This window comes from Moheibacter sediminis, from assembly GCF_900176425.1.
Taxonomy (GTDB): Bacteria; Bacteroidota; Bacteroidia; order Flavobacteriales; family Weeksellaceae; genus Moheibacter; species Moheibacter sediminis.
In genome coordinates this window covers 85,896-108,874 of sequence record NZ_FWXS01000005.1, presented here as the reverse complement: position 1 = coordinate 108,874, position 22,979 = coordinate 85,896, and the positions used below count along the sequence as shown (strand labels likewise).

Genomic DNA, 22,979 nt, shown 5'->3' with positions numbered 1-22,979 from the left:
ATTCTCCCGAGATTTGCAGCATGGAAACCATCAAAAAACATTTCCCGGTAATGAATCTCAGTTGTGCTTCTTGCGCATCGAGTTCTCAAAATATTTTGAACCAACAAGAAGGCGTCGTAAATGCATCTGTCAATTATGCCAATGCAGATGCTGAAATCGAATACAATCCCACCGTAATAAAACCCGAACAGCTCAAAGCCGCACTACAATCCATTGGTTATGATTTGATGATTGACGAATCGGAAGAAGCCAAAGAAAATCTCGAAGAAATCCAGAAAAATAAATCCATTCAACTCAAAAAAAGAACTTTTTGGGCAATTGGTTTATCAGTTCCATTGATGATTATCGGAATGTTTTTCATGAATATTCCTTATGCCAATTACATCATGTGGATTTTGGCAACGCCAATCGTCTTTGTATTCGGAAAACAATTTTTCATCGGTGCATGGAACCAATTGAAAAATAAATCTTCCAACATGGACACGCTCGTAGCCATGAGCACTGGAATAGCTTATCTGTTCAGTGTTTTCAATACTTTGTTTCCGGAATTCTGGCATGCAAGAGGTTTGCATCCGCACGTTTATTTTGAGTCGGCGGGTGTTGTGATTGCATTTGTTTTATTGGGTAAATTCCTCGAAGAACGCGCCAAAGGGAATACTTCTTCAGCTATCAAAAAATTAATCGGCATGCAGCCGAAAACGGTTTGGGTGATCAATGAAAACGGAACTCAAAATGAAATGCCGATTGCTTCGATTCAAACCGGAAATATCATTTTGGTAAAACCTGGAGAAAAAATAGCTGTCGATGGAAAAGTGATTTCAGGAAATTCTTTTGTAAATGAAAGTATGATTTCGGGTGAACCGATTGCGGTTGAAAAGAAATTAGGTGATACCGTTTTTGCCGGAACATTAAACCAAAAAGGAAGTTTCCAATTTGAAGCGATCAAAGTCGGCAGCGATACTTTGCTTTCACAAATCATCAAAATGGTACAGGATGCCCAGGGAAGTAAGGCTCCTGTTCAAAAATTGGTCGATAAAATTGCTTCGATATTTGTTCCGGTTGTAGTAATTATTTCGATTTTAACTTTAATCAGTTGGATAATTTTTGGCGGACAAAACGGATTTACGCAAGGTCTTTTGTCTATGATTACGGTTTTGGTCATTGCTTGCCCGTGCGCTTTGGGATTGGCAACGCCGACAGCAATCATGGTCGGAGTCGGCAAAGGAGCGGAATTGGGAATTTTGATCAAAGACGCAGAAAGTTTAGAATTGGCACAGAAAATAAATGCAGTAGTTTTGGATAAAACCGGAACGATAACCGAAGGAAAACCGGTTGTGAATGAGATGAAGTGGTTTAATGCTGATCCGGAGAAATTCAAATCAATTCTTTATTCAATTGAAAAACAATCCGAACACCCGTTAGCGGAAGCGATTGTACATCATTTGGCTTCGAATAACCTCAACCACCGGAATGATAATTTATTTCTAAAAGAAATTCAAGTTGAAAACGAATCTGGTAAAGGAATTCGTGGAATTTATGAGAATGAAAAATATTTCATAGGAAATCCAAAATTCATTCAACAACAAAATATTTTGATGAATGATGAAATTCAAAATTGGATGGGTAATAAATTAAACCAAGCGCGAACGCTTATTTTATTTAGCAATTCAAATGAAATTTTGGCGGGAATTTCGATTTCTGATTCGATTAAAAATTCATCCAAACAAGCAATTCAAAAACTTCAGAATTCAGGAATTGAAGTTTATATGCAGACCGGCGATAATGAATCTACCGCAAAATCTGTTGCTGAGCAAGTTGACATCAAGCATTTTCGTGCGGGCGTTTTACCGGAAGACAAAGTGAATTTTATCAAAGAATTACAATCTCAAGGAAAAATCGTCGCGATGGTAGGAGACGGAATCAATGACAGCGCGGCTTTGGCACAATCTAATGTCGGCATCGCGATGGGAAAAGGAAGCGATATCGCCATCGAGTCCGCAAAAATGACGATTCTTTCCAATGATTTGTTAAAAATTTCTGAAGCCATTAAATTATCAAAACAAACGGTTTCCACAATTAAACAAAATTTATTTTGGGCGTTTATATACAATGTGATTGGAATTCCGATTGCGGCAGGACTGCTTTATCCGATAAATGGATTTTTGCTCAATCCGATGCTTGCCGGAGCGGCTATGGCTTTGAGTTCCGTAAGTGTTGTGAGCAATAGTTTAAGGTTGAAATGGAGAAATTAATTTATTTCAAAATTTCATTCAAAAACATCAAAACATGCTCCCATGATCGTTTGGCCATAATCTCATTGTAATCTGTAGATTCAGGATTGGTAAAAGTATGACCTGAATTGGCATAGTAAATCATTTGCCAGTCGGCTTTGGCATTTTTCATTTCATTCTGAACATTTTTTATATCTTCTTCTGAGACCGATTTATCATCAGCCGGATGAATGATTAAAATCTTGGTCGATAATTTCCCGTCAGGACGATTTCCTTTTCCTAGTCCGCCATGTATGGAAACCACACCTTGCACCGGAAAATTGGCTCGAGCTGTTTCTAAAGCACCCGTTCCGCCGAAACAATATCCTATTACAGCTATTTTATCTGCGTTAGCTCCCGATTTTTTCAATTCATCCAAAGCAATTGAAATTCGTTTTTGGTAAGCTTCATAATCCGTTTTATATTGTGATGAAATTTTGGCTGCTTCGGTATTGTCTTTCGGGATGTGTCCTTCACCATAAATATCAGCGATCATGGCAATATAGCCTTGCTTTTCCAATTCGAGCGCTGCGGTTTTAGCTTCATTATCAATTCCTTTCCAAGCGGGTAAAATCAAAACTCCCGGCTTTTTTCCTTTTGTATTATCGGTAATAAGTCCGTTTAGTTTTTGATTTCCGTCTTTGTATGCAATCGGTTTTAAATTTTGTGCAAATGTCATTTGAGTCATAAAAAACATTAAAAATATCGTTGTAAGATTTTTCATTTTGAAAGAATTTGAATTCAATTTAAGGATTAATTAATTAAACTAAATTACTATTTTGTTAAATCCATTTATTCCACAAAAAATCCGGCTCTACTGAACCGGATTATCATTTAAATTAACATTATGAGTAAATTATTTATTTCTTGATAAATTTCTTTGTGATGAATCCGTTTGAAGTCTTAACCTGAACCAAATAGAAACCAGCCTTAAGCGCCTTAACGTTCAATGTAGTTTGTTTGTCATTTACAGATTTTTTAGAAACGATTTGTCCTAAAGAATTAATCAATTGCACTTCTAAAATTGTATCCTCATTATGGGATTTTATATTTATTATTTCTGATGCAGGATTCGGATAAACGCTCAAAGAAAAAGAGTTTAAATCATTGTCGATAACAGACATCTGCCCTGACGAGAAAAATAAATTGATATTTGGGGTATAAAATACCATGTATCCGTCTGGTGGGCTCATAGGATCATATGGCTCAGAAGCCCAGTCAATCATTCTGGAATAGATTGTATTTTCATCATATGTACTGATAAATGTTGACCATAATACTTGCTCGGAATATGTTTTATTAGAATAAATCACAAGATTTCCTCCTTGATAATCGTATGGTGTATCCAATTCGATGTAATGAGAATTAAGACCTTTTTGAAAATCCATCAACCCATCATAAACCAAAGTAAAAGTTGCAGGATCTACCCAGTCATTTGCTAAATCTGTCTGAGTAGTTTCAGCCAAATAAATCTGGATCGGGACATCTTGTACGTCTTCGTCAAACTGGCAAGTATACTGAATACCGGTAATAGAAGAAGATTCTTCCACTTCGCCGATTTGGCTTGACAAATACATGGACTGTGATAAACTATTCAAATTAAAAAAATTATAAGGAATAGAATGTTGCAAAGTATAGGATCCTGTTCCGATTTGTACGTTTTCAGTTCCAGATGGAACAACATCTATGACTACACTTTTTGACTGATTGTTATCCGAATTTTCATCTTGTGCAAAATCTACTATTGCATAAACTTTATGAGTTCCGATTTGTCCTTCTGAAGGAATCCAAGTATTTAGCATTATATATGCTTTTTCACCAAATTCAACTGGCTGACCTATAGCAGAAGCCAGTCCCGCATTTTCTTCCGTCATTAACTTAACAGTATAATTACTTTGTGTGGTCTTTCCTCCATTTTGAACCTCAGCCATAAAAAATGACGGTTCTCCTACTTTTGGAGTCGTATTTGCGGTAATATTGGTAACAAGCAGATCATTGTTTGTAGCATCTTCAACTATTATATCATCTATTGCCCAACCATTGATTCCCTGATTATTTCCCTCAAATCGGAAAGCAATCTTCATTTCTGTAGCACCTGTCGGAGCAGTCACGAAATAAGAAAATTCATCCTGAGGAATGTTTAATAAGCCAAGTGGTTTCTCCCAAAGCGGCTGCCAATTTGCTCCTCCGTCAAAGGTCACATCCATTCCAATGGTTTCCCCCCAATCTCCCAGATAGTTGATTAAATATTGTTTATATCGGATAGCTAATTTCTCATAACCCGCAACGTCTATTACCGGTGAGACCAAACGGCTCAATCCTACTTGCATACCATACGTCATATATAGTTCAGGTGCGGTGCCTCCGGAAATCTGTGAATTGTTTATGGACCATCCCGGTGGCTGCTCTGCTTCAATCATCCATTGGGATGGAAGTGGTCCTGGAGTGTAATCAAAACCTTCTGAAAATAAGACGTCTTGTGCAGAAAGAAATCCTGCTGACATCAAACAAGGAAGGATTAATAATTTTGTAAAAAATCTTTTCATTTCATGTGTAATTTTATGTGAAACAATGTTCTACAAATTAAGTTTAATTAAAAGTTTACGACAATTGGGGATTACTGCTATTTTATATAGCATGAAATTAAGTGCTGACACTTAAATATTTTAATTTGAAGCATTATCCTGATTAAAATTCTATTTTTAATTCCAAATTTGTAGAAAATTGCCATCTATATATTTAATCAAAAATGAGTTACACTAACATAATTATATGCAAAATAAAACTGAGCAAAGCAATTGTATTTTTGTTTGCAGGTTTAATTTTGATTAATGTTTCTTGTAATCAGCCTGAAAAAGATTCATCCAAATCCAGTTCGAAAATTAATGAATTGAACGAAAAAATATTTGAAGAACTTCACAAACAGACATATGAAGCGCCATTGGCTACAAGAGAAAAATGCTTTGATTTATTAAAAAAGATTTCTCCTAAAGATTTAAATTCCAAAATAAAACTACTAAAATATATAGGTTCTTCTTACGTATTTGAAACCAATTATCCCGAAGCAATTAAGTATTATAATAAGGCACTCAACATTGCAGAAGAAACAAATAATTACAATGAGATTGCCAATTTAAATAATAATCTTGGAATGATTTTCAATGAAATCGGTAATTTCAAAACTTCTTACACATATTATTTTGCCGCATTAGATAATTATGATTTGGCAAAAAATAAAGATAAAAAAATAGGAACTCTCAATAATATTGGCGTCATATATTTAAATCTCCAAAATCATGAAAAAGCTCTGAAGTTTTTTGAAGAAGCATTGGATTCTACAGTTCAACACAAGGATACTATATTGGTCGCTTCTGTTTTAAATAATCTGGCAATATGCTATTCTGAAAAAAATCCTCAACAGGCATTAGAAGAATTAAGAAACGGAATAGCGCTTTCTGAAAAAGTTAATAACCAATATGGTTTATGCATTTCCTACCAGATAATGGGAAATATTTATTTGAATTCAAAGGAAAAACAAAAAGCCTACGATGCCTATACAAAAAGCATTGAGATTGCAGAAAAAGCAAATCTTTCTCATCAGCTTTCTATTTCCAAAGTAGGACTGGGTAGAGTTTTTCTCAGTATGGATAAAATAGATTCGGCTCTAAACATTGCTCACGAAGTCATGCATGTTGCCAAAGAACAAAACAGCCTAGTACTGAAAAGTGAAGCCCACCACATGTTGTCCGATGTATATAAAGCAAACAATGAATTTGAAAAAAGCCTGATAAATTTTCAAGAACACGTAAAATCACAGCAAGAACTTACAAATCAAACTGTCGTCAATCAGATTTATGATGTAGAATTCAATCACCTCAGCCAGCTCAATAAAATGCAGCATCTGGAACTGGAAAAGAAAGAAATGGCAATCAGTAATAAAAACAGTTTACTTTTCTTTATTTCTCTCGTTTTTTTATTGGTGCTGATTGGGTTTTATCTTGCTTACAGAAACCACCGACACAAACAAAAAGTAAAACTTCAAACAACCGTCATTGAACTGACCAAAAAAAAATCAAAGGCCGCTCTGGAAGCTGAAATTCAGGAAAGAAAAAGAATCGGACAGGAACTGCACGATAGCCTGGGCTATCTGCTTTCATTGGCCGGACTCAATGCTAGTGTACTTCATAAACGAAAAGACATAACTGAAGAAAAAAAGAATGAATTGTTAAATTCCCTTATGGAAAGCATCGATGATGCATTTGAAGAAGTACGTACGATTTCTCACAACCTTGCTCCTTCTCTGCTTTCTGAATATGGATTAAAAGGAGCTTTGAAAAATATTTCTGACCGCATCAATCAAAGTTCACGTTTAAAAATGACTTTCGATACATTTGGTTTAGATGCTAAAATTGATGATCTCATTGAAAATGTTTTGTACAGAACTATACAGGAAATTGTAAATAATACAATTAAACATGCTGAAGCAACGGAATTATTTATACAAATCGCCCAGGATCAAAATCAAATTACAATAATGGCTGAGGACAATGGAAAAGGATTTGATATAGAGGAAATAAAAAAGCAGTCCAGTTTCGGTCTTTATCATATAAAATCGGCAGTGGAAAACCTAAACGGAAATTTACACATTGATTCAAAAATAAATAGAGGAACGATTATAAGTATTTTCATTCCACTCAAGTAAAAGAATTATGACAGAAGAAAAAATCAGAGTTTTAATTGTAGATGACCATCAACTTATGATAGAAGGGTTAAAGTCGTTGCTCGAAGATGAAGAAGATGTAGCATTTGTTGCCGGGGCCAATTCTCTGGAAGAAACACTGATTTTTTTACAAGACAATACCATCGATGTTATTTTTATGGATGTGAATATGCCTGATATTTCGGGAATTGAAGCTACTAAACAAGTCAAAGAACTTTATCCAGATACCAAAGTAATTGCTTTGACTATGCACGATGATATATCCATTATTACAAAAATGATCAAAGCAGGTGCTTCAGGTTATGTACTGAAACGTACCAATATGAGCGAAGTCATCGAAGCATTAAAAACTGTCCACAAAAACGGTAAATACCTAAGTATGAGCACTCAGAATATCATTATGGATAACCTGATGAGCCCAGATGATTTGATGGAACAAAAGGAAGAAAAAAAACCTGTATTATCTTCGCGCGAATTGGAAGTACTTAAATTGATTGCAAAAGAATACAGCAATGAGCAAATAGGAGAAATACTTTTTATAAGTGAAAGAACCGTTGAAGCCCACCGCCGCAATATCTTTATGAAAACCAAAACCAAATCCATTGTTGGATTAATGAAATACGCCATCAAAGAAAATTTGGTTTCTATTAATCAGGAAAATAAATTTTAAGCCAATGCTTTCCTAACTTCCGGTAAAACTTTAGTTCCGTAAAGTTCGATAGCTTTCATCATTTCTTTGTGTGTGGGTCCGCCAACATCTATATGTGCTACAAACCGAGTCAATCCAAACATTTCAATTGTGGAAATCATTTTATCGATAACTTTATTAGGTTCTCCCATAAAAAGTGCACCTTCCGGATCCATACCGCCCTGGAACTGCATTTTGGTATAAGGTGCCCAGCCACGGCTTTTTCCGATTCGGTTCATTTGTGATTCGTAATATGGAAAATAATTTTCTAAAAGTTCTTCATCTGAATCCATCAAAAATGTATGCGAATGAACCCCAACCTGCATTTTGTTTACATCGTGACCATACACTTTGTAATTCTCTTTGTAGAAATCAATCAAAGGTTTAAATTGTTTCGGCATCCCGCCGATGATGGCAAAAATTATCGGCAAACCTAATTTTGCAGCGCGCAATACCGACTCAGGTGTTCCACCTACTGCAATCCAAACTGGCAGTTCTCTTTCGGCACGCGGATAAACGGTTTGATTTTGCAATGGAGTTCTGAGTTTTCCTTCCCAAGAAAGATTTTCGTTTTGGTTGACTTTGAGCAATAAATCTAATTTTTCTTCAAATAATTCATTGTAATCTTTTAAATCATATCCAAAAAGCGGAAAGGATTCGATAAAGCTTCCACGCCCTGCGATAATTTCTGCTCGCTGATTGGAAATCAAATCTATAGTCGCAAAATCCTGATACAATTTTACAGGATCAGCCGAACTAATAACGCTCACCCCGCTTGCTAATTTTATATTTTTGGTCACAGTCGAAAGTGCCGACAAAACAATCTCGGGGGTGGAAACTGCATAATCGGGACGATGATGCTCACCCAATGCGAAAACATCTATTCCAGTCTCATCGGCTAATTTTACCTGCTCGATCAATTCCTGAAATTTCTGACTGTTGGACTGAAATTTCTGCGTTTGCTTGTCAAAAGTCAAATCGCCAAACATTCCTATTCCTAATTCCATAGCTTAATTTTTATACAAATTTAGTTCAGAATTAAATCAACCACATTGATGAATGATAAGTTCGGCAAACTGCCATACATGAATCAAATCTTACAGTTCGTAAAAAGTTGAATTTATGGGATTAGGTTGGTCATTAGATTTGTCAGAGAAATTAATTCTAACAAATACAAAAATATCCATCATGAAAAATTATTCTACAAAAAAATTACAGGGTTTTTCAATATTCCTGCTGGTGTTAAGCACTTTTGGATTGGCTCAATATCCGAATTCTCTTTTGACGGTCGATGGCAAATCGTTGAAAGATGACTGCGGAGAAACCATTATTTTAAAAGGACTCAATCACGGAAATATTTATGATGTTTCAGATTTTGGAGTTGGAGAAATAGCAGAAATTGAAAAAACTGGTTCTAATGCTGTAAGACTCGTAGTCGACAGAGAATACTGCACATTCCCGCCACCCAATTATACTTGTGTGGAAGTACCTACAACTGCTGCTCAGCTGACAACTATGATTGAAGCCACACTTGCAAATAATATGATTCCAATCGTAGAACTGCATGATTTTACGGGCAGCGCAAATCCGATGGCTGACCTCACAACTGCTGCAAACTGGTGGGTACAACCGGAAATTTTGCATGTTTTAAAAACACATCAAAAATATTTGATACTTAATATTGCCAATGAACCAAGCAGCTCCAATTATCCGCCAACCGCCGGAGAACAAACTACTTATTACGAAGCAAACGTTGCAGCTATAAATATTTTGCGCAACGCAGGACTTGATTGTCCAATAATGATTGACGGGATGCACTGGGGAAAAGACCATCGTTTTTTCGTGAATCACGGAGCGGATTTGATGGCGGCTGATCCGCTTCATAAATTGATTTTCAGTGTGCATACTTATTGGCCTGCAGGCGGAAATGCAGTTCAGGTAAGCGATGCGCAAATGACTCAATATATGACAGCACTTGCCAGCGTAAATGCGCCGATTGTTTTGGGAGAAATTGCCCACGATGAAACGCAGGGAAATAATGTTGTGCCGATCAATTATGAATTGTTACTGACACTAAGCGCGCAATATAATTTCGGTTATTTGATTTGGTGGTGGGGGAGAATCGAACCGGGGTCGACGAGTCCGCTTTACATAACAACCAATGGTTTGGCTGCAAATCTGACTGCAGATGGTCAAGTGTTCATCAATACGCACCCCAATGCAGTTTCAACAACTTCCATAAGACCTTATAAATTGATAAATGGAGAATGTGACGGAATGTCAATTGATGAAAATCAAGAAATTGAAATGATATCAATTTATCCAAATCCTTTCAAAGATGTTTTAAATATTGATTCTAAAGTAAATGTTTTGAATGTGGAAATTTATGGTGCAGACGGAAAGAAATTAATTCAATCCAAAGAAAAATCCATCAATACACAACATTTATCCGGCGGAATTTATTTCGTGAGAATTCAAACTGACAAAGGAATCGAAACCTTTAAAATCATTAAAAAATAAATTTTTGGTTGAATTTAAAATTCTAAATATCATGAAAAAAATATTATTAATACTGATGAGCACATTGATGCTTGTAAATTGTAAAGATGATGATGATTCTAAATCTGAGTCTGCACAAAATAAAATCACTTACAATGGCGAAGAATTTCCGATAATCGATTTCGAATTATTGGACGATGGAGCTGATATTATCCTCACTGGAATTGTCAACCAAGAAGATAACGGTTTTATAATTAGATTTTTAAGTCATGATATAGAAAACGTTGAAGGGAATTACACTATAAAAAGAGAAGATGAAATTTTTAATTCCAATTTACATTGTCATGTTGTGATGAATTTGCCCAATACAGATATGTTGATTTCAGCAGGTAACGTGAGTGTTAATGTTGACGACAACACAATAATGCTTGAATTTGAATTTGAAGGATTGGGTGTATCCGGCTCTGTCAAAGGTTATTACAAAGGCTCTCTTTAATTTAATTCAAAATTAACTTTATGAAACACTTATTTATAATCCTTTTCAGCTTATTTCTAATTATCAATTGCAAAAGTGACGATGATGCAACAACCGGAGAAATTCTGGAAAATAAAATGGTTTTTAGAGGTAGTGAAACTATGTGGGAAGATTACTGTTATTATTACGATTTTGAAGAAAACGAAATAAGTTTTAATCTAACAGGTAAAAATGTTTATGACAGAATTAAATTTCATTTTTCAGGAATTGAAATATCAGAATTAGGCGGAATTTATACTTTTCACAACAACCCCAATGACCCACAATATGATCCTCAGAAAAATTTCTACAAAGCAATCATCAACCATCGTTTAGAGAACCAAGACGAAACGCTTGAATACAGCATTATCGGTGGGACTGTCAAAGTGGAAGTCATCGGAGAAAGCATCAAAATAGATTTTGAAGTAGAAACTTCTGCTGGTCCTGCAACAGGACATTTTGAAGGATCTTTTATCGAAAACAATTAAATACAACATTTTATGAAAAATATCTTTTTAATTCTTTGCAGTTTATTGCTGGTAATCAACTGCAAAAGCGACGATGAATCCGCCTCTGACAACAACGGAAACGCAAACAACAAAATGAGCTACAAAGGAAACGAAGTTTCTCTAAATGGTGTTGAATTTTACAATGTTCCCGAAGAAGGTGTAATTCTTTACATCTTTGACGATGATATTTATTACGATGGAGCACAGGTCAATTTTCGAGATGTGTATTTCGAAGGACTTGATGGGAGTTATACTTTCCATGTCATTGACCAAAATTTCGATCCCAATTCCCATTTCTGGAGCGGAAGCATTGTCAATCATTTCGTAGAAGCATTGGGCGAACCATTGATTGGCGGCGAGATCACCATCAATATCTCAGGCAGCAATATCACAGTTGATTTTGAATTGGAAACAGCGGAGGGAACGGCAATCGGTCATTACCAAGGTTCTTTTCAAGAAAGAGGATAATATTAATTTAATTAAAATCAATTATTATGAAATCAATTCAATTAATCATCGCAATACTATTTTCAATCGGGATTTTCAGCGGATTGGAAGCACAAGTAAAAAATGATGCCGCACTCAAAAAAGGAATTTACTACATCGTCAACGCAAACGGACTGGCATTGGAACCGATACATGAATCGGTTCGAAGCAATGTATTTCTCAAGAAATTTACTAAAAGCGGTATGCAAAAATGGGAAGTGATTCCCCAAAAAGACGGAAGCTATTTGTTTAAATTTTATGAAAGTGAATTTTACTTGGAACCATATCCACCCAACCGTGACCATACGCCTTACATCGACGAGAAAAGTTCATTTACGTTGCAAAAAGTCAGCGATTCCAGCACTCAATGGAACATCAAAAGCAAAACTCTGAGAGGCGATGCAATGAGAAGTTACCATGATTATTTCGATGAAATCAGATTTGAACCTTTAGAAAATGACAAAAAGTTTAAGTGGGAATTTATTTCTGCTGAATAAAAACCCAAACTTACCATTCGTCAAAAGCCACATCAACCTCAATCGGATTAAAAATAAGTTTGCTGTAGAATTAAAATAAAAAATATGAAAAATACAAAAATCTCAATCCTGTCATTATTCCTCTTTGGATTAATCATCTCTTGTAAATCAGACGATGACTCCACTCCTAACCTAGACAACAATCCGGATCCCGTAGTTTGTACAATACCAAATATAACGAATTCTGCAAACAAAGATTTCATCAATCCTTGTGCAATTGCTGTTTCTGCTGATGGGCGCATCGCGATTACAACTTACAACGGGTTTGACCAAGGATATGGTTCCCAGGGAGTAACTAAAATATGGACTTCATATACCGTATTTGCAAACAACCAGCCTCCAGTTTTAACTTTTAACAATGTGGCTGCAGAGGGAGCTGCTTTTGACACCAGCGGAAATCTCTTCATAGCTGAAACAGAACAAGTGGCCGGAATTGCTGTTTATCTGAAAAACCAAAATGGATATACTTACAGCCATACCATTCAGGGAAATTTAAACAACCCGAGAGGAATTGCTTTTGACAATGGTAAATTATACATCGCAGACGATGGAAACGGTAGAATTGTTTCCGTTCAAAATCCTGCAAGCCCCAATTATGTAATTCAAAATGAATTTCCAACCAATGGAAGCGTAAAAGCTATCACTGCTGATGAGGAAAATTTCTATTATGTACAATTTGCTGAAAATAAAGTGGTAAAACGCTCTAAAGCTGATGGAACTATACAAAATTTAAACGTCATCAACCCTGTGGACATCACACTTCACGATGGAAACTTGTATGTCACTTCTCCCACTTCAAAAAAATTAACAGTTATTTCTGCAGAAATTTTCTCTGAAGAATGTATGGAAACCAAAGATGGACTAAACGCTTCATTTGCAACGGCATATTATCCGCAAGTCGGACTGCTTTTAACTGCTCATGATTTGGATAAAATCAATATTTTAAGTTTACAATAAAACTCATACTCATTTTGTTTTTCATTATCGGGATGGGAATTCGTGGAATCGGATTCCCATTTTTATGTAAAATTTAATCCAAATGGGGTAATTTTCTGAATGGATTAATTCATTAAATTTGAAATGGCTAAAAAACTTCACTTTATGGATTCGAACAAATATGATTACGACACGCTGAGTCAGGCAGTAAATGATTTGATTAAAAGAGGTTATACGACAGATTTCCTGATAGAAACCGAAAAAGATTGTTTGATCTGTAAAAATAATGACGGTACAGCCCGCGAACTTTCTCCGGAAGAATTTAAAATTGATGAAGTATACAGATTTGAAGGCATGACAGACCCCGGTGATGAAAGTATTTTGTTTGCGATTTCCTCTCCGGTTCATGACATTAAAGGAATTGTCATCAATAGTTATGGCGCAGATTTTGGTTACCGTTCGTCCAAATTAGTTGAACACTTAAACAGAAATTTAGAAAAATGAAAAATACAATAACGATTTTAATTTTAATGTTGGCTTCGGTTTCTTTTGCCCAATCCGCAAATGAATCAGAATTCAAAAAACTGGTTGAAAATTCTTTTCAGGAAATTTGGTCAAACATGGATGAATCCAAAATTTCAAAATACTATACAGAAGATTTCCTTTTGCTCGAGGACGGCGAGATTTGGAACAATGATTCCGTAAAAGTTGCCATCAATGACATCAAATCCAGATTTCAAAGTGAAGAAAATAAAATGCACAAATTTGAGCGCATCAACCGTTTTGAATTTCTCAAAAGTCACTCTGATAATAATTCAGGCTGGATTGCTTATCACAATTATGCCGACATAAAAATGAATGAAACGAGCATCGCCAAAATTCATTGGATTGAAACAGCTATGTTCATCAAAGATAAAAATGGATGGAGAATACAAGCGCTCCATTCGACACCATTTAAAGAAAAAGAAAAATGAAAGAAATGAAATTTAAAACAAATATCAATTGTGGTGGATGCATTGCATCTGTCACGCCACATTTAAATCAAATAGAAGGAATCAACTGGAAAGTAGATACCGAAAATCCTGATAAAATTTTAACAGTAGATTCGGATAAAGTATCTGAACAAGAAATCATTGAAGCGGTGAAAAAAGCAGGTTTTCAAATAAATGTGGCATAATTTTTAGTTTAAATTGTAACATTCAGTCCAGATTTTACACTAATGAATAAAACTATATTTAATATGAAAAAATTCTTTTTTGCTTTTGCAGTTTTGTTTTCAGGAGTAGTCTTGAACGCACAAGACAAACCTCAGTTTTTGGAAGTTGATTACCAGATGGAAATGAAATTTGATTTCGAAGAAATCATCAAAAATGTTCCGGCTCAGTGGCGTTCTCAGGTTGAAGAACCATTAAAACAGGAAATCCAGAAAGGAATTTTCATCGATTATAAACTAAAAACAAATGGTTCGGAATCTGAGTATAAAATGCAGGAAAAAATCAATAACGACCAGTCGGCTGCCGGAATGATTTTGCAACAAATCACCGCGATGGACAAAGAACCTTTGTACAAAAACATCAAAGAAGGATTTTATTTGAAGCCTTATGACGTTGGGAAAGCTTATTTGATGAAAGATAAATTGCAGGATATCAAATGGAAAATTACCAAAGAAAAAGTTCAGATTGCTGGTTTTGATGCAATGAAAGCTACAGGAGTTATGAATGATTCAATTCCTGTAACAGCTTGGTATACACCAAAATTAAACATGAAGGATGGTCCGGACAGAGTTTGGGGATTACCAGGTTTAATTTTGAAAACTGAATTTGAAATGAACGGATCAGGAATCATCATCACAGCTAAAAATATTGCTGTAAAGGAGGAAGAAATCAAAATTAACAAACCGTCAAAAGGTCAGGAAATTACTGAAAAAGAGTTCTACGAAGAAATGAGAAAACTTCAGGAACAAATGAAAGAAATGTATGGTGGCGGTGTTGATACGGAATAATTATTAATAACATATAAAAATAAAAAAATGACAGGTTTTGTATAATCTGTCATTTTTTTTATGTTTGTAATAATCAAACACTTAAACTTATGCAAAGATTTATTGCTGCACTTCTGCTATTTGCATCTCTGCAATTAGCTGCACAACCAAAATTAAATGTAATTTATAAAAAAGAAACTAAGGTTTTTGATGTACAGGATTCCACAAAAGTTACCCAGGACGCTCCTACTCTTTATTATCTGAATTTAACCAAAACCGTTTCAGAATATTTCTTGGTTACAGAAAATTTTGACGAGAGCAAGTACATACCTACAAATTTCCTTTATAAAAATATGGAAACCAACACTTACACCCAACAGTTGGAATCAGGTGAATATGTGCACAATTCTCTCCCGAAATTAGATTGGGTTTTAAAACCTGAAACAAAAAAAATCTTGGGATATTCCGTCAAAAAAGCAATTTTAGATTTGGGAGCGGAAAAACAAGTTACGGCTTGGTATTCTAATATGACGTACCAAAACGGACCCGAAAATTACCACAGGCTTCCCGGATTAATTCTTGAAATTGAAGTCAATGAAAAAATTAACGGACAAAAACAACGTACTACATTTACCGCAATAGCGGTTGATTTATCCAAAAACACAAAGACAATCTCAGATCCCGCAAAACCCTAAAATATTTCAATTAATTTGTCAAACTAAAAAATTAGTTTAAATTTGAACTAAAAATATAGTTATGAAAAAGTATTTAATTCCTTTCTTAATCTTGACATCAATGTCTCTTTTTGCTCAAGAAAAATTAATTGTAGAATATGAATCCAGAATAGAATTCGATGTCAATAAAGGTTTTGTAATGACTACAACTACTGATGGCGGTAGTTCAAATACTAAAATCGGGGCCAACAAAGAAATGGAGGACAAATTAAAAGAAGCAATGAACAAACCTTCTTATTATAATTTGATATTAACCCCAGACGAATCCGAGTTCAAAATAGTAGAAAAAGTAACCAACGACCAACCTTCTGAGGGCGGTATGCAAATAAAAATCTCATCCGGCGGAGGAACTACTTATAAAAATCTTAAAGAAAAAATTTCTTTGAAAGCTGTTTCCAGTTTTAATCAGGATTTTCTTATTTCTGATTCTCTACAGAATTATGATTGGAAAATTACGCGAGAATCAAAAGAAATCTTAGGGTACGAAGTACGCAAAGCAGAAGCAATTGCGGACAGCATTACAAATATCATTGCCTGGTATGCTCCTAAACTAACATACAAAGATGGTCCTGATGTCTATAGCGGTCTTCCGGGATTAATTATGGAAATAGAAATTAATTCTGATTCTCAGCAAAAAGGAAAAAGAAAAATTTCTTACAAAGCAATCTCACTCAATGTGATAAATGATAAAAAAGGAATTGAACGTCCAAAAAAAGGAAAAAAATTAACTCAGGATGAATTTACAAAATGGAATAAGGAACAAATGGAAAAAATGAAAGAAATGTACGGCGGCGGCGTGGATAAAGATTAAATGAAATGTGTGTTTCAAACTTCGAGTTTTGCCTTTATTGTAACAATTCTCCAATTTTTATTACTAATAATTTAAATTTCCTTAAATGAGAAGACTGTCCTATCTATTTTCTATTTTTTACTTTCTATTTTCTGCAAATTCATACGCACAAGAAACATGCAAACTTCGCGGCGAAATCCGTGACAGCATTGGGCTTCCGGTTTTTGACGCTTCTGTTTCGGCATTTAATTCAAAAAATGAAGGTATTGCTTTTACTTTTACCGATACGGAAGGAAGTTTCGTTTTGGATTTGCCTTGTAATGAAAGTTATGACGTTGAAGTGGAGCATATCGATTTTGAATCTTATTCTGAAAACATCTCGATGGATAAATCAAAATCTGTCCGTTTCAAGATGAACCGTGGCGTTATTTCGCTTCAAGAAGCCGTTGTACGTGCGAAACAGCCCATTACCGTAAAAGGCGATACCATCGAATACGATGCAGACAGTTTCCGAACCGCAGCCGATGAAAATCTGGAAGATATTTTGAAAAAATTGCCGGGAATCCAGGTTGAAAATGGAAAAGTATTTTACGAAGGAAAAGAAATCACAACCATCAAAGTCGGAAACCGTGAAGTTTTAGGCGGAAATACAAAATTGCTGACCAAAAATCTTCCCGCAGATGCAATTGATAAAGTCCAATTAAACAAGAAATTCAAACAAAATCCTTTTGCCAATTCTCTTTCCGGCGATGAAGAAGCTATGCTCAACATCGAATTGAAAGAAGACAAAAAAAGCTTGCTTTTTGGAAATGCAACATTGGGCGGAGATGCCCATGAACATTCAGATGTACAATCTAAACTGTTTTATTTCAGTCCGAAAACAGATGGAACTTTCATCACCGATTTCAATACTTACGGAAAAGAAGTTTTTACCAACGAAGATTATTTTGCCTTTTTGGGTGGAATGTCTGAATTGATGGAAGAAGGAAGCAGTTTTTCACTTCGCGACAATTCCAATTCGCTTCGTTTAGGAAGTGCACAGGATGCTTCTGAAATGGGTTCGTTTTTGAGTGCTTTGCACTTTGGTTATGAGCCGAGTAAAAAATTATACACCAATGCTTTCGTTCTTTTTAACAATAATAATTTAAGTTATAAATCTGTTCAGGAAAGAATTGACGCAAACAACTATGAACGTGACGAACAGTACAACGACCAGCATTTACTTTCAACTTTGGGAAGATTGCGTGTAGATTATACACCGGATTCCAAATCTCAAATCAAATACCGATTGAGTTTTAATTACATTGAAAATGAAGATGATCAATCCGCGCAAAGATCCTCCAATAATATTTTCACAGGAAATACCAATAGTTTATTGGATAAAACAAGTTTCAGCCTTCGTCAGAATTTATCTTATATCCGTAAAATTGGACGCGACAACAACTTAGGCATCTATATGCGCCACCAAATGATGGATGACAGACCTGATATGGAGATTTATTCTGATGGCAATCCAATGGTTATCGACACCTTAAATTTCAACAATATTTGGCAGCAACAAAAATTCAATAAAAACAATTTACAGGTGTACGGTATTTACAATCATTTGTTGACGAATACCAGCAATTTACGCTTAAAAATTGGCACAAATTTCAGCTGGCAAAATTTGAAAAATTCTATTTACGAAGACAATTCATTGATTACAAATGAAAATTTCCTGACAGATTCTGATTTTAATTATTCTGAATTTTATGCAGATGCAACTTACACCAAAAAATTTGGAATCTTTAAATTTGATGCCGGAGTGGGAATTCACAATTTCAGAAATAAAACCAATTTGCTCAACGCAAGCCAATCGCTGGAGTTGACCAAAATCCTTCCGCATTTAGATGCAGAAGTTAAATTCAGCAATGCGCAAGCTTTGAATTTATCTTATAAACAAGAATATAAATTACCAAATCTTGTGGATTTATCAAATGGCTATGACATACAAAACTATTACTCTGTTTATCGCGGATTTTTAGGTTTGCAAGAGGCATTGTACCATACCGCAAACATAAGTTATGGATATTTCAATTCATTTACTTTCTTTAATTTTTATGTAGGCGGTACGTACAGCAGAACAGTTGACAATATGCAAAGCTCTTCTATAATATTCACACGAACTGATGACAATGATAATACCAACAGACCTCAGATCAATTCACTCATTAACAATCCTGAACAAGACCAGACAATATCTGCCTATTTTGGTGCAAACAAGAGATTCTCAAGATTTTATTCATTAAGTCTAAATGGAAATGTAAGTTATTTAGATTATTCCACTCAAATTGGTTTTTCGGATGGCATAAATGTACTTTCAACATTAACCAATAATACTTCATTGATTCAGAATTACACTTTGACCAATAAATTTAAAATCAAAAAGAAAGTTGAATTGGATGCCGGATTGAATTATTTAAGAAATGACTTCGAATCAACTGCAAAATCCGAGTTTACAACATGGAGACCATTTGGTAAACTGGCTTGGTCTATAACTGACAAATTATTATTACAGTCTGATTACTCATACCGTTTGCAATATGATGCAGATGAATTAATCAATGAAAATCAAGCACTGAATGCTTCTATCCGATACAATATCGCAAAAAGCACTTATTTAACTTTCATGGCGGGAAACATTTTAGGAAACGAACAAATAGTGAACACTAGATTTGACGCAAGTCTCAACAGAACAATTATTGATACCCGAGAAGTTTTGGGTAGATATTTTATCGTACAATTGAGGTATAAATTCTAAGAAATTACGGTTCTCCATAAAAATACCAAGATCTTGGTATGTTGTAGCTGGTAAGCCTGCTGTATATTTGCCATAGGTTTAGGTTGGTTAAAAGATACCGTCAGTCTCTCGGGATTGACGGTATTTTTGTTTCCAAATCAATTACTTAAAAATGCTTTTGTACAGTCTTCTTTCAGGAGACTGTTTTTATTTTGAAATAATTATAAAGTTTAACATATCTAGGATGAAATCTGGAATAGATTTTGTTAATGAAATGATAATTTTTTAACAATTCATTAACTTAATTCATTTCATCATTTTATGTCAAAAAAACTTTTTGTCTATGCTTTCATCTTGAGCATATTCATCTCCCTGACCCATTGCCAATCAGCTTCAGACCAAGAACCAAAAACAGCACTCAGCAGTGCAAAAATCCCGGAAAGAGAAATTCCCGAAGAAATTGAAAAACCAACTCCCACACCCAAAAAGTACCTCTACATCACATTTGATGATGGTCCGAACAAGGGAACCCAAAATGTCATTAAAACCCTCAAAAAAGAACAAGTCAGTGTGACGATGTTCCTCGTCGGAGAACACATTTTTGGAAGCAAAGACCAATGGTTCGATTTCAATGAGATCATTAACGATACGATTTTTGAAATCGCAAACCACAGTTATTCGCACGCCAATAATCAATTCATGAAATATTACAAAGATTCTGTTTTGGTTTTAAATGATTTCAACCGAATGAATGACAGTCTGAAACGAAAACTTCTGATTGGCAGAACACCGGGCAGAAACATTTGGCGCACACCGACTCTGAACATTACAGACATCAAATCAAGCAAAGAAAGTGCTGATTATCTGTCAAAAAATCAATACAAATTAATCGGTTGGGATTGGGAATGGAAATCGGATGAAAAAAGCGGATTGAAACAAACCGGAGATAAATTATTCAACGAAATAGACAGTTTATTTTTCAATAATAAAACACGAACACAAGATCATTTGGTTCTGCTGACACATGACCAATATTTCAAAGATTCAATCAGCACCCAAGAATTAGAAAAATTTCTGAAACGAATTAAAACACGCGAAGACATCGTTGTGAGGAAAATCAGGGATTATCCTGATGTGAGAACAGCGGTGAATTAAAACAAAAAAAAGACGGAAAATCATTTCCGTCTTTTCATTTTATTTTGATTTCTTAATTAAGAATTTGCTTTTGCATGGTCAGCTAAAAACTGAGCCAAACCGATATCCGTCAAAGGATGTTTCAATAATCCCAAGATAGAGCTCAACGGTCCGGTCATAACATCAGCACCGATTTTCGCACAATTCACAACGTGCATAGTATGACGGATTGAGGCTGCTAAAATCTGCGTATCATATAAGTAATTGTCATAAACCAAACGGATCTCTTCAATCAAGTTCAAACCATCGGTAGAAATATCATCCAATCTTCCCAAAAATGGAGAAACATAAGTCGCACCCGCTTTCGCAGCCAACAATGCCTGCCCTACTGAGAAAACCAAGGTAACATTGGTTCTGATTCCTTTTTCTGTAAAATATTTACAAGCCTTCACACCGTCTTTTGTCATCGGGATTTTCACCACGATTTGCTCATGCAACGCAGCCAGCTCCTCACCTTCCTTTACCATTCCGTCAAAATCGGTTGCGATTACTTCAGCGCTTACATCACCATCTACGATTTCGCAGATTGCTTTGTAGTGGTTCAAAATATTTTCTTTTCCCGAGATTCCCTCTTTTGCCATCAAAGACGGATTGGTCGTTACGCCATCTAAAACGCCTAAATCCTGAGCTTCCTTGATGTCATTTAAATTTGCTGTGTCTATAAAAAATTTCATGAAAATTGTGTTTGCGCAAAATTAAGCGGATTTAAAAACTTACACACCATCTTTTAAATTAATTTTAATTAAACTATACTTTCATTAAATTAGCTAAAAATTAACTACTTATGAAAAAACTATTTATTCTTTCTCTTCTTTTTTGTTCTATCAATTCTTTCTCTCAAATTGAAGAATTACAAAATTCTAATTGGTATTTATATGAGATGGAAGTCGATGACATGATTGCATTATTTCCGGAAACTGAATCAGAAATAGATTATCAAACCAATTTTACAAACAATACATTTTCTACAAATGGCTGCAACGCAATTATGGGAGAATTCAACAATTTAAATGACAACTCTTTCCAACTTACTGATGTTGCAATGACCTTGTTAGAATGTCAATACGAAGATTATGATTTTTTTGATGAATTTTACTTTTATATTTTTAGCGGAAATGAAAATGAAATTTTCACATATACGATTGAACCTAATCCTGACTTCCCAAACTCAAAAAGACTTATTATTACAAATCCATTTGGACATAAAGCCAATTACCACAATGCTATTTTATCAAATCAAGAAATCTCAACAAATAAAATACAATTTTCCCCAAATCCCGTAAATGACAAACTAACCATTCAAAACCCCGATTCAAAGCTCCTAAACACTCAAATCACGGACTCAAATGGCAAATTATTATTTACCCAAAAAATAAATTCTGATAAGACCGAAATCAATTTCTCTAACTATCCAAAAGGAATTTATTTCATCACATTTAAATCAGAAGGAAAAATCATTAAAACCCAAAAAATCATCAAGAAATAATTTTAACTTCCTGTTACATAGAAAGACCTCATCGATTATAAATTCCGTGAGGTCTTTTTCTTTATATTTGAAAATTAAATTTTAATTCTATAAAATGAAAAACTTCATTACAGCTTTGGTATTAATTTCATTTTCAATGCTAAATGCCCAACAAATTTCCGATTATAAATACATTGTGATTCCTGAAACCTTTAGCGATTTCAAAACAAATCAATACCATCTGAATACTTATTTGAAAAATTTGTTGGAAAGAAAAGATTACCAAATCCTTTCTGAAAACGTTCAGGAATGGCCGGCAGAAGCACAACAAAATACATGCTCTGTATTGAAAGCCGATTTAAAAAAGGGGAAAAGCTTATTAAAAAATAAGTTAGACGTTTCATTTACAGATTGTCAGCAAAAAACAATCGCTAACTTAGAAGGTACATCTGCTGTCAAAGAATATGACAAAGGTTATCAAGAAGCTGTAAAAATCGCAGTTCAAAATGTGAAAAACCAAAATGCAAAACCAATTGAACAAATAAAAAACTCAGAAACGCCTGTAGAAATTGTAAAATATGAAGAACCTAAAGTAAATCCCTCCATGCAAAATTCAGGAATTAAGGCTTACTCCAACGGTGAAATCAAACTTACAAAATCTGACTTGACAGACGGTTCATTTTTTCTGATCAATGAAAGCAATTCTCAGATTTATGCACAGTTTTTCCCATCATCAAAAAACGGAGTTTACCGTGTAAAAGTGACTGATCCCAAAGGAAATTATGAAACTATAGGTTTTTTTGACGGAAATAATCTCGAGATTGAAATCAATTCCGACAACAACCAAAAGAAATTGATACAATTCAAACAGCTATAAC

At 34.7% G+C, this 22,979-nt stretch carries 23 protein-coding genes; 19 read left to right on the top strand and 4 right to left on the bottom strand.

What is annotated here, in order from left to right; genetic code table 11:
* The first annotated feature begins 20 nt into the window (after window positions 1-20).
* Window positions 21-2,252: a heavy metal translocating P-type ATPase gene (locus B8977_RS08685; RefSeq protein WP_084017317.1), complete on the top strand. Its 2,232-nt coding sequence runs from the start codon at window positions 21-23 to the stop codon at window positions 2,250-2,252.
* 1 nt (window position 2,253) lies between these two features.
* Here B8977_RS08685 and B8977_RS08680 read toward each other — a convergent pair whose 3' ends face one another.
* Window positions 2,254-2,994 (bottom strand): dienelactone hydrolase family protein, encoded by a 741-nt coding sequence (locus B8977_RS08680; protein ID WP_084017487.1) that lies wholly within the window; start codon window positions 2,992-2,994, stop codon window positions 2,254-2,256.
* Between the two features lie 136 nt (window positions 2,995-3,130).
* Complete coding sequence (locus B8977_RS08675) at window positions 3,131-4,816, bottom strand: T9SS type A sorting domain-containing protein (RefSeq protein WP_084017316.1); 1,686 nt, start codon at window positions 4,814-4,816, stop codon at window positions 3,131-3,133.
* Between the two features lie 203 nt (window positions 4,817-5,019).
* Here B8977_RS08675 and B8977_RS08670 point away from each other — a divergent pair, with 203 nt between their 5' ends.
* Window positions 5,020-6,972 (top strand): tetratricopeptide repeat-containing sensor histidine kinase, encoded by a 1,953-nt coding sequence (locus B8977_RS08670; RefSeq protein ID WP_084017315.1) that lies wholly within the window; start codon window positions 5,020-5,022, stop codon window positions 6,970-6,972.
* A 7-nt stretch (window positions 6,973-6,979) separates the two neighbouring features.
* Window positions 6,980-7,660, top strand: a complete 681-nt coding sequence (locus B8977_RS08665; RefSeq protein WP_084017314.1) for a response regulator transcription factor — start codon at window positions 6,980-6,982, stop codon at window positions 7,658-7,660.
* Here the strand turns inward: B8977_RS08665 and B8977_RS08660 are convergent.
* Window positions 7,657-8,685, bottom strand: a complete 1,029-nt coding sequence (locus B8977_RS08660) for an LLM class flavin-dependent oxidoreductase (protein WP_084017313.1) — start codon at window positions 8,683-8,685, stop codon at window positions 7,657-7,659. The genes B8977_RS08665 and B8977_RS08660 overlap by 4 nt on opposite strands.
* A gap of 115 nt (window positions 8,686-8,800) precedes the next feature.
* Here B8977_RS08660 and B8977_RS08655 point away from each other — a divergent pair, with 115 nt between their 5' ends.
* From B8977_RS08655 to B8977_RS08590, 14 genes are all read left to right on the top strand, one after another.
* Window positions 8,801-10,198: a cellulase family glycosylhydrolase gene (locus B8977_RS08655; protein WP_084017312.1), complete on the top strand. Its 1,398-nt coding sequence runs from the start codon at window positions 8,801-8,803 to the stop codon at window positions 10,196-10,198.
* Between the two features lie 31 nt (window positions 10,199-10,229).
* A complete protein-coding gene (locus B8977_RS08650) occupies window positions 10,230-10,673 on the top strand; it encodes a hypothetical protein (protein WP_084017311.1) in 444 nt (147 codons plus the stop codon).
* Window positions 10,674-10,693: 20 nt separating this feature from the next.
* A complete protein-coding gene (locus B8977_RS08645; protein ID WP_084017310.1) occupies window positions 10,694-11,179 on the top strand; it encodes a hypothetical protein in 486 nt (161 codons plus the stop codon).
* A 12-nt stretch (window positions 11,180-11,191) separates the two neighbouring features.
* Entirely contained in the window at window positions 11,192-11,668 is a 477-nt protein-coding gene (locus B8977_RS08640) for a hypothetical protein (RefSeq protein ID WP_084017309.1), read from the top strand.
* Window positions 11,669-11,694: 26 nt separating this feature from the next.
* Complete coding sequence (locus B8977_RS08635) at window positions 11,695-12,183, top strand: hypothetical protein (RefSeq protein WP_084017308.1); 489 nt, start codon at window positions 11,695-11,697, stop codon at window positions 12,181-12,183.
* A gap of 84 nt (window positions 12,184-12,267) precedes the next feature.
* On the top strand, window positions 12,268-13,179 hold the full coding sequence (locus B8977_RS08630; RefSeq protein WP_084017307.1) for an NHL repeat-containing protein: 912 nt from the start codon (window positions 12,268-12,270) through the stop codon (window positions 13,177-13,179).
* A gap of 144 nt (window positions 13,180-13,323) precedes the next feature.
* Window positions 13,324-13,662 (top strand): phosphoribosylpyrophosphate synthetase, encoded by a 339-nt coding sequence (locus B8977_RS08625; protein WP_084017306.1) that lies wholly within the window; start codon window positions 13,324-13,326, stop codon window positions 13,660-13,662.
* Window positions 13,659-14,132, top strand: a complete 474-nt coding sequence (locus tag B8977_RS08620; protein WP_084017305.1) for a hypothetical protein — start codon at window positions 13,659-13,661, stop codon at window positions 14,130-14,132. Before B8977_RS08625 ends, B8977_RS08620 begins: the two co-directional genes overlap by 4 nt.
* Window positions 14,129-14,335 (top strand): heavy-metal-associated domain-containing protein, encoded by a 207-nt coding sequence (locus tag B8977_RS08615; protein ID WP_084017304.1) that lies wholly within the window; start codon window positions 14,129-14,131, stop codon window positions 14,333-14,335. The genes B8977_RS08620 and B8977_RS08615 overlap by 4 nt, the downstream gene beginning before the upstream one ends.
* A gap of 63 nt (window positions 14,336-14,398) precedes the next feature.
* Window positions 14,399-15,160 (top strand): GLPGLI family protein, encoded by a 762-nt coding sequence (locus tag B8977_RS08610; RefSeq protein WP_159447475.1) that lies wholly within the window; start codon window positions 14,399-14,401, stop codon window positions 15,158-15,160.
* Window positions 15,161-15,249: 89 nt separating this feature from the next.
* Window positions 15,250-15,834, top strand: a complete 585-nt coding sequence (locus tag B8977_RS08605; protein ID WP_084017302.1) for a GLPGLI family protein — start codon at window positions 15,250-15,252, stop codon at window positions 15,832-15,834.
* A 61-nt stretch (window positions 15,835-15,895) separates the two neighbouring features.
* Window positions 15,896-16,684, top strand: coding sequence for a GLPGLI family protein (locus B8977_RS08600; RefSeq protein WP_084017301.1), 789 nt, complete (start codon window positions 15,896-15,898; stop codon window positions 16,682-16,684).
* A gap of 85 nt (window positions 16,685-16,769) precedes the next feature.
* Window positions 16,770-19,463: a TonB-dependent receptor gene (locus B8977_RS08595; RefSeq protein WP_084017300.1), complete on the top strand. Its 2,694-nt coding sequence runs from the start codon at window positions 16,770-16,772 to the stop codon at window positions 19,461-19,463.
* Window positions 19,464-19,763: 300 nt separating this feature from the next.
* Window positions 19,764-20,597, top strand: a complete 834-nt coding sequence (locus B8977_RS08590; protein WP_084017299.1) for a polysaccharide deacetylase family protein — start codon at window positions 19,764-19,766, stop codon at window positions 20,595-20,597.
* 56 nt (window positions 20,598-20,653) lie between these two features.
* Here the strand turns inward: B8977_RS08590 and fsa are convergent, their stop codons facing one another.
* Window positions 20,654-21,310, bottom strand: coding sequence for a fructose-6-phosphate aldolase (fsa, locus tag B8977_RS08585; RefSeq protein ID WP_084017298.1), 657 nt, complete (start codon window positions 21,308-21,310; stop codon window positions 20,654-20,656).
* A 110-nt stretch (window positions 21,311-21,420) separates the two neighbouring features.
* Between fsa and B8977_RS08580 the strand changes: the two genes are divergently transcribed.
* Together B8977_RS08580 and B8977_RS08575 are read left to right on the top strand one after the other, a co-directional pair.
* On the top strand, window positions 21,421-22,122 hold the full coding sequence (locus tag B8977_RS08580) for a T9SS type A sorting domain-containing protein (RefSeq protein ID WP_084017297.1): 702 nt from the start codon (window positions 21,421-21,423) through the stop codon (window positions 22,120-22,122).
* 94 nt (window positions 22,123-22,216) lie between these two features.
* A complete protein-coding gene (locus B8977_RS08575; RefSeq protein ID WP_084017296.1) occupies window positions 22,217-22,978 on the top strand; it encodes a hypothetical protein in 762 nt (253 codons plus the stop codon).
* The last annotated feature ends 1 nt before the right edge of the window (window position 22,979 follow it).

Coding starts and splice junctions, on each gene's coding strand:
- B8977_RS08685 (WP_084017317.1), top strand. CDS start 21: ATGGAAACCATCAAAAAACATTTCCCGGTAATGAATCTCAGTTGTGCT.
- B8977_RS08680 (WP_084017487.1), bottom strand. CDS start 2,994: ATGAAAAATCTTACAACGATATTTTTAATGTTTTTTATGACTCAAATG.
- B8977_RS08675 (WP_084017316.1), bottom strand. CDS start 4,816: ATGAAAAGATTTTTTACAAAATTATTAATCCTTCCTTGTTTGATGTCA.
- B8977_RS08670 (WP_084017315.1), top strand. CDS start 5,020: ATGAGTTACACTAACATAATTATATGCAAAATAAAACTGAGCAAAGCA.
- B8977_RS08665 (WP_084017314.1), top strand. CDS start 6,980: ATGACAGAAGAAAAAATCAGAGTTTTAATTGTAGATGACCATCAACTT.
- B8977_RS08660 (WP_084017313.1), bottom strand. CDS start 8,685: ATGGAATTAGGAATAGGAATGTTTGGCGATTTGACTTTTGACAAGCAA.
- B8977_RS08655 (WP_084017312.1), top strand. CDS start 8,801: ATGGGATTAGGTTGGTCATTAGATTTGTCAGAGAAATTAATTCTAACA.
- B8977_RS08650 (WP_084017311.1), top strand. CDS start 10,230: ATGAAAAAAATATTATTAATACTGATGAGCACATTGATGCTTGTAAAT.
- B8977_RS08645 (WP_084017310.1), top strand. CDS start 10,694: ATGAAACACTTATTTATAATCCTTTTCAGCTTATTTCTAATTATCAAT.
- B8977_RS08640 (WP_084017309.1), top strand. CDS start 11,192: ATGAAAAATATCTTTTTAATTCTTTGCAGTTTATTGCTGGTAATCAAC.
- B8977_RS08635 (WP_084017308.1), top strand. CDS start 11,695: ATGAAATCAATTCAATTAATCATCGCAATACTATTTTCAATCGGGATT.
- B8977_RS08630 (WP_084017307.1), top strand. CDS start 12,268: ATGAAAAATACAAAAATCTCAATCCTGTCATTATTCCTCTTTGGATTA.
- B8977_RS08625 (WP_084017306.1), top strand. CDS start 13,324: ATGGATTCGAACAAATATGATTACGACACGCTGAGTCAGGCAGTAAAT.
- B8977_RS08620 (WP_084017305.1), top strand. CDS start 13,659: ATGAAAAATACAATAACGATTTTAATTTTAATGTTGGCTTCGGTTTCT.
- B8977_RS08615 (WP_084017304.1), top strand. CDS start 14,129: ATGAAAGAAATGAAATTTAAAACAAATATCAATTGTGGTGGATGCATT.
- B8977_RS08610 (WP_159447475.1), top strand. CDS start 14,399: ATGAAAAAATTCTTTTTTGCTTTTGCAGTTTTGTTTTCAGGAGTAGTC.
- B8977_RS08605 (WP_084017302.1), top strand. CDS start 15,250: ATGCAAAGATTTATTGCTGCACTTCTGCTATTTGCATCTCTGCAATTA.
- B8977_RS08600 (WP_084017301.1), top strand. CDS start 15,896: ATGAAAAAGTATTTAATTCCTTTCTTAATCTTGACATCAATGTCTCTT.
- B8977_RS08595 (WP_084017300.1), top strand. CDS start 16,770: ATGAGAAGACTGTCCTATCTATTTTCTATTTTTTACTTTCTATTTTCT.
- B8977_RS08590 (WP_084017299.1), top strand. CDS start 19,764: ATGTCAAAAAAACTTTTTGTCTATGCTTTCATCTTGAGCATATTCATC.
- fsa (WP_084017298.1), bottom strand. CDS start 21,310: ATGAAATTTTTTATAGACACAGCAAATTTAAATGACATCAAGGAAGCT.
- B8977_RS08580 (WP_084017297.1), top strand. CDS start 21,421: ATGAAAAAACTATTTATTCTTTCTCTTCTTTTTTGTTCTATCAATTCT.
- B8977_RS08575 (WP_084017296.1), top strand. CDS start 22,217: ATGAAAAACTTCATTACAGCTTTGGTATTAATTTCATTTTCAATGCTA.